6 protein-coding genes are annotated in these 6887 nt (G+C 66.6%); 4 read left to right on the top strand and 2 right to left on the bottom strand.

From position 1 onward, the window contains the following. Positions 1-139: 139 nt before the first annotated feature. Complete coding sequence (locus tag ACLKOZ_RS17685) at positions 140-1342, bottom strand: MFS transporter (RefSeq protein WP_436476985.1); 1203 nt, start codon at positions 1340-1342, stop codon at positions 140-142. Next, entirely contained in the window at positions 1339-1881 is a 543-nt protein-coding gene (locus ACLKOZ_RS17680; RefSeq protein WP_436476983.1) for a Chromate resistance protein ChrB, read from the bottom strand. The genes ACLKOZ_RS17685 and ACLKOZ_RS17680 overlap by 4 nt, the downstream gene beginning before the upstream one ends. 232 nt (positions 1882-2113) lie before the next feature. On the opposite strand from ACLKOZ_RS17680, the gene ACLKOZ_RS17675 reads away from it, so the two are divergent. The 4 genes from ACLKOZ_RS17675 to ACLKOZ_RS17660 are packed head-to-tail and all read left to right on the top strand — an operon-like array spanning position 2114 to position 6864. Continuing rightward, positions 2114-3532 carry an extracellular solute-binding protein gene (locus ACLKOZ_RS17675; RefSeq protein WP_436476981.1) on the top strand — a complete coding sequence of 473 codons (1419 nt, stop codon included), beginning with the start codon at positions 2114-2116 and terminating at the stop codon, positions 3530-3532. Continuing rightward, complete coding sequence (locus tag ACLKOZ_RS17670) at positions 3529-4485, top strand: carbohydrate ABC transporter permease (RefSeq protein WP_436476979.1); 957 nt, start codon at positions 3529-3531, stop codon at positions 4483-4485. Before ACLKOZ_RS17675 ends, ACLKOZ_RS17670 begins: the two co-directional genes overlap by 4 nt. 8 nt (positions 4486-4493) lie before the next feature. Continuing rightward, a complete protein-coding gene (locus tag ACLKOZ_RS17665; protein ID WP_436476977.1) occupies positions 4494-5378 on the top strand; it encodes a carbohydrate ABC transporter permease in 885 nt (294 codons plus the stop codon). A 31-nt stretch (positions 5379-5409) separates the two neighbouring features. Further along, the gene (locus ACLKOZ_RS17660) at positions 5410-6864 is read left to right on the top strand and encodes a glycoside hydrolase family 32 protein (RefSeq protein WP_436476975.1); all 1455 of its coding nucleotides are present in this window, start codon (positions 5410-5412) and stop codon (positions 6862-6864) included. Positions 6865-6887: the final 23 nt, after the last annotated feature.

Here is a 6887-nt window from a genome sequence, read left to right as displayed (position 1 = left end):
GACTCTAGACAAGCCCCACTCCACTCGGAGGTCTTCTTCATGTCACCAAGCCACGCCGACCGTCACTAACGTCCGTGGTCAATACAACTAGGTAGCAGCAGATGTCGTTATGAAGGCTCAAAACGACATCTGCTGCTACTTAGTTGGGTGGGGGTGGGCGTGAGGTGGATGGGGGTGCGTTCGCCGGGGAGAGGCGGGGGATGCTGGCCACTGCTATCAGCAGCGCCAGGGCACCGAGACCGAACGGCAGCGCGGTGAGGGTGGCCACCCCGCCTACCAGCAGCGGCCCGCCGGCGTCGCCCAGTTCCCGCCCGAGTTCGGCCGAGCCCATAGTGCGGCCCATGCGCTCCAGCGGCGTAGTGTCAGCCAGATGCGCGAAACCCAGGGGCGTGGCCGCGCCGACGCCCACTCCGATCGCTGCGGCGGCGATGAAAATGGTGACCGGTCCCGGGGCGACGGCCAACAGTGTGACGCCTGCGGCGATGAGGAGGAGTCCCGCCGTCGTGCCCTTGTTGTCGCTGATGCCGTTCCGGTCCCGCATCCTGCCGATCCGCGGCTGGGTCAGCACGGAGCCGAGCGCGAGGAGGCTGACGGCCGCCGTACCGGCCACGGCGTCCATGCCGTGCCGGGTGGCCAGTGCCGGAAGGAAGCCGACGGCGGCTCCGAGCGCCGCCGTCGACGCCGCCAGCACCAGTGTGGGGACGAGGAACCTCCGTTCTCCCACCTGCCGTGCGAGGTCCAGCACCGTGTAGCGCTGGCGGGGGAGTGGTCCCAGGTGCGGAACGGCCAGTAGGACCCACATTCCCGTGGCTGCCGCGAGTGCCGAGAGGGTGCCGAAAAGCAGGGCGAAGCCGCCGGCCCAGATCAGGCCGGCACCCAGCAGCGGCCCGATGATGTAGCCAAGGCTCTTCCACGATCCGTACCTGCCGAAGTATGTGCCCGCCTTCCCGCCGCGGGCCATCCGGGCAACCATCGCCGACGACGCTGGGGAGAATGCGGACGCGGCGGCGCCCTGCCCGAGCCGGGCCAGCGCCAACATCAGCGGGTCTGCCGCCCAGAGGCCGATCAGCGACAATGCTGCAAAGGCCATGAGCCCGCCGACGATGACCGGCTTGGCGCCGATCCGGTCGCTGAGGGCGCCGAAAACTGGCTTGAGGAAGACCTCGGAGATGTCGTACAGGGCCAGGAGGATGCCCAGGTTGAGCAGCGTCAGGCCGATGTTGTCGCTCTGGGCGCCCAGGCCCGCGGCGATGCTGTGCGCGCCGAACGCAGTGACGAATCCGGCGGCGTACAAAGGGGCGGATGAAGCGCTCGTGGTGCGGCTCTGGGCGGTACCTGTCACGAGTGCACTTCGCCGTAAACGAGGGCGGCGAAGGTGTCCAGGGCGTCAATGCAGGCAGCGAGGCTTTGCTCTGAGCTCGCCGCCGCGGGGCTGCCGAATACGTCCTTACTTCGGATCGCCCGGAACCATCGCCGGAGCCGGTCCAGGCTCTGCTCTTCCTCTTCGAGCTCGGCAAGGGTGAGTTTCTGCTTGGCGATCTCCTTGGCGATTTCGTCTGTGAACTTGCCGCAGTCGGCGATGAACTCGGCCCACTCGTCCGCACGAGCGGCATGGAACAGTTGGCGCAGGCGGCCCGCGTCGTCGTCGGCCGGTCCGGTAGTGAGCAGCAGCAGTTCGCCCATGCCCGCCTGAGCCAGCTCCTTGGCCTTCATTGCACCCTCGCGGCAGGCGGGAACGTCTGGAGCGGTCCAAGCGCCCTGGCCGACGGGGACTGCGCCGAATCGCCTGAGCTCGCGCCACACTGCCACGCGATGCCGCGACGGCTCCGACGGAACCTGCACGAGCATTACAAGCCAGGAAACCTGTTCAAGTGAAGTCACACCTTGGAGTGTAACAACTGTTACAACATTAGGCGTGCGGTCTGGCTTCCATCCCAACTAAGTAGCAGCAGATGCTGTTTTGGAGGCTCAAAACAGCATCTGCTGCTACCTAGTTGGGTGAGGGTGGCGGGGTGCCTCGAAGGCGGGCATGGGAACGTCACTTAACGTGATGCTTGACACGTGTTAGGTCAAGGATCTAAGCTACCTAACACGTGTTAGGAAGGAATTTGTTATGACCGGTGCCACCACTGGCCTGCGTGAAATCTCACGCCGGACCGCCCTTGGCGCCCTGGGAGTAGGAATTGTGGGAGCAACCGTGGCGTCGTGGCCACGGCTTTCCGGAACCGACATACCCGGGCGAGGGGACAACAGCCTCAGCATTGCCATCTTGGGAACCGCCGCCGATGCCGCCGCCCGCCAGCGGGCCATCGACGCGTTCACCCGCCTCCACCCGGATATCCGGGTCAAAGTCCAGGCCATCCAGGCCGTGGACTGGAAAGACTTCTTTACCAAGATCCTCACCATGGTGGCCGCCGGCACGCCGCCGGACGTTGTCTACGTTGCCACCGAAGGCGCCCAGCTCTTCGCCGACAAGCTGGCCCATCCACTGGACGAATACCTGCGCCGCGACGCCGCGGACATGACAGAGTTCTTCGCCGACGTCCACCCGAGCCTCGTGGAGGCCTTCATGTACAAGGGCAGCCTGTTCCAGCTCCCCATGGACTGGAACGCCGCCAACATGTACTACAACACCGCCGCCTTCGCCCAGGCGGGGCTGCAACGCCCGGCAGATGACTGGACCAACGTGGACTTCCGCAACGGCCTCGCCGCCATGCGTAAAGCCCGGCCGTCAGATTTCACCCCTTATTACTGGACCAACAGGCTCTTCGGCGGCGTGGTGCCCTGGCTCTACGCCAACGACACCAGCTTCCTGAAGGAAACCCGGTCCGCCGGGGGTGACTGGCTCTGGGACAGCTTCTACGCCAACGATCCCTCCCGCAGCCTGCGCTCCGGCGGCTACCAGTGGCTCGAGCCCAACGCCGATGACCCACGCGTGTTCGAGACGTTCGACTACCTGCGTGGCCTGGTCAAGGACGGGCTGGGCGTCCGCCCGGAGGAGGGCGGCGGCGGTTCCCTGGTGGGATTGTTCGCCTCCAACCGGATCGGAACCACCCCGGCCGGGGGCTACTGGGTCCAGGGCCTGCACGAGGCAGGCATGAAGGAGAACGACTTCGACGTGGCCTTCTTCCCCAAATGGCGGACCCAGCGGCACCAGTTCGGCACGGCCGGATACGCCATCATGAAGACGGCCAAGGACAAGGACGCCGCCTGGGAATGGATCAAGTTCAGTGCCTCCCGCGAGGCCATGGAGCTGATCTTCCCCAATCCCGTGACCACGCCGGCCCGCCGTTCCATGGTCGACGAAGCCCTGTACGCGGGCAAAGGCCCGGCCCACTGGAAGGTCTTCTACGACACGCTGGACAAGTTCCCCACTACCGGGCCCATTCCGGCACCGCCCCAGCAGGCCGCCGTCGAAACGGCCCTGATGAAGAACGTCTCGCTCGCCGTCAGCGGAGACGAACGCCAGCTCAAGCAGGCCCTCGAGTCCATGCAGCGCGATCTTGAAATTGCCCTGAGGAGGCAGTCATGAGCACCACCATCCCTCGCCGGGAGCGGCCAAAGCAGGCCGCCAGCCCGGCTTCCCCCGGGGCGGCGGCCGCTGCATCCGGGCGGCACAGCCAACGCTGGCTGGCCTGGATCTTCCTTGCCCCCACCATCGTGGGCATGGGCCTGTTCACCCTGGTGCCCATCATTGCGTCGGTGGTCCTGGCGTTCTTCCGCTGGGACATCATTTCCGCCCCGACGTTCGTGGGCTTTGACAACTTCGCCGAAGTGGTCCAGGACCCCACGGTCCGGGTGTCCTTCCTGAACACGATCGCCTTTGTGGTGGTGGCCGTGGCCCTCCAACTGGGCCTGGCCCTGGCGCTCGCGGTCATGGTGCAGGAGAAGATGCCGTCGTGGCTGCGGACCTTCTTCCGTTCAGCGTTCTTCTTCCCGCTGATCCTGTCGGCCGCGTCGGTGTCCATCTTCATGCGCTACCTCTTCAACGAGCAGTTCGGCGTGGTCAACTGGTTCCTGTCCCTCGCAGGCATCCCCGCGGTGCCGTGGCTGACCACCCCCGGCGGGTCCGCCGCCGTCGTCATCCTGGTCTATGTGTGGCAGAACTTCGGGTTCTCGTTCCTGCTGTTCATCGGCGGGCTGGCCTCCATTCCCGCCGAAACCTACGAGGCGGCCTCCCTGGATGGCGCCACCGGGTGGCGCAAGCAGGTCTACGTCACCCTGCCGCTGCTGAGCCCCACCACCCTGCTGGCCTCGGTCATGGCCATGATCAGCGCGCTCCAGGTGTTCGACCAGCCGTACGTGCTGACACGCGGCGGCCCCGGAGATTCCACCCGCACCGCCGTGATGGTGATCTTCGAGTCAGCGTTCCAGCGCCTGGAATTCGGCCAGGCCTCGGCCATCGGCGTGATCCTCACCCTGATCATCATGGCCATCACAGCCGCGCAGTTCCGGCTCAGCAAACGATTCGTCTTCTACCAGTAAGGCCAGCCATGTCTACCACTACAGAGCGGGTATCGGCCCGCACGGCCCCCGGTAATCCCGCCCGGCCACGCCGCAAGCCGAACTGGAACCTGGCCGTCCGGGTTGTCCTGCTGACCTTCGCGGCAGCCCTAACCCTGGGCCCGGTTCTGTGGACCCTGTCCACGTCGCTTCGGACGCCGTCGGAATCGTTCAAGCTGCCGCCGTCGTTCTTCCCCCTGAACCCGGACTTCACGTCCTACGCGCAGGTCTTCCAGCAGTTGGACATCCTTATCCTGGTGCTGAACAGTGCCCTGGTCACCGGACTCATCGCGGTCGGCCAGATGGTTACCGCCGCGATGGCTGGCTATGCCTTCGCCAACCTCAAGTTCCGCGGCCGGGGGGCTCTGTTCTCGATCGTGCTGGCCACCATGATGGTCCCGGTCCAGGTGACCATCGTGCCGGTGTTTATGCTGATCCGCGGCATGGGCCTCTCGGACACCCTCCTGGCCCTGATCCTGCCCGCCATTCCGACGGCGTTCGGCACCTTCCTGATGCGCCAGTACTTCCTGGGGCTGCCCACCGACCTCGCGGAAGCTGCGGCGATCGACGGAGCCACGCCGTGGCGGACCTTCCGCTCCGTCTACGCGCCCCTGGCCGTCCCGGGCATGGCAATTGTTGGCATCCTGGCCTTCAACTTCCACTGGAACGAGTTCTTCCGCCCCCTCATCATGACCATCTCGGAGCGGAACTTCACCCTTCCGCTGGGCCTCGTCTCACTCCAGGGAAACCTGGGCACGGGCAGCATCTCGGTGGTCCTGGCAGGCGTGGTCCTTTCCATGATTCCGGCCCTGGTGGTCTTCATCTTCGGCCAGCGGGCGCTGCAGGACGGTCTCACCGCCGGCAGCGGCAAATAACTTCTCCACCCTTCTGAAAGGCTCACTTTCCATGTCATCCCCGGACCTTGCCGCCACCAACTTCGCCAGCCTGGCCGCGGCCCACCCGGACCCAGCGTTCCCGCAATTCCACCCCCGCCCCGCCCAAGGCTGGATAAACGACCCAAACGGCGTCAGCCACGTCAACGGCCGGTACCACGTCTTTTTCCAGTACAACCCCGAGTCCGCCCGGCACCACCGGATCGCGTGGGGCCACGTCAGCTCCGCCGACCTGGTGCGCTGGGACGAACACCCGGTTGCTTTGAGGCCGCAGGACGGCGGGCCGGACGAGTACGGCTGCTGGACGGGTGTGGTTACGGACGACGGCGGTGTCCCCACCGCTGCGTACTCGGGCGTGCGCGGCGACGGTGGCCACTCCCAGGTGGTCATCTCCCGTGGTTCCGCGGACCTGGTGCACTGGACACAGGACGGGCACGTCGCCGCGTCCATGCCGGCCGACCCGCAGGTGACGGCAGTCCGGGACCCGTTCATCTTCCGCTTCAACGGCAAGCGCTACGCCATGCAGGGTGCCGGCCTCGCTTCCGGCCACGCGGCCCTGCTGCTGTACACGGTGGAGGATCTGTCCGACTGGAAATACCAGGGCATCTGGCTGACCTCCGAAAACCCGGTCGCTGCTGCCCACACTCCGGCCGAGATCTGGGAATGCCCGCAGCTGGTGCACGTGCCGGCCAGTTCCCGGGGCGACGATTCTTGCCAGGATGCGTGGGTGATGATGTTCTCGCTGTGGCTGGCCGGTGATCAGCACGAGCACGCCAACGGGGTGGGCCACTTGATCGGCTCGCTGGCCGAGGACCCCGCCACCGGGCTGCCCGTATTTTCCCCCAAAGCCGGCGGGAAGTCGGACCTGGGCCGGGACTTCTACGCGCCCCAGATCCTGCAGTTGCAGGATGGCCCTGCTGCCGGTGCTGCTGCCGAACCGAAGGCGATGCTGTGGGGGTGGGCCAACGAAGGGCCGGGTCGGGATGGCCGGCGCGGCCGGAGCCAAGACGAGATCGACGCTGCAGGCTGGGCAGGCGTGCTGACCCACCCGCGGCTGCTGTCGGTCGTGGACGGGGCGCTGGCCGTGGCACCGGCACCGGAAGTGGATGCCTACCGGGGCTCCCAGGTGGCTGTCCAGGCGGACGGGAATGTTGTGCTGCCGCCGTTTGCCGAGGCTGTGGTGACCGCCCACTCCGGCGGGCCGGCCGCGCTGGCCGCGGACGCCGTCGTCGAACTTTCCCTGGTGGCCGGGGACGGCACGGATGCCTCCCGCCAGGTGGTGTTCAGCGGTGCGCTGGCCGCAGGGGAGGAGCTCCGGGTGTTTGTGGACGCGTCGCTTGTGGAGGTTTACCGGACCGGTGCCGTGGCTACTACGCTGCGGGCGTACCCGGCCCCCGGCGAACGGTGGGTCCTGCAGTTGCCGGCGGGTGCTGCCGCCACTGTGTGGCAGCTGGAACAGCCAAAGTAGGGGCCGTTGGTGGTCCCTGCCGG

The organism is Arthrobacter sp. R4 (assembly GCF_051365025.1).
GTDB lineage: Bacteria > Actinomycetota > Actinomycetes > Actinomycetales > Micrococcaceae > Arthrobacter.
This window is presented reverse-complemented; position numbering and strand designations above follow the sequence as displayed.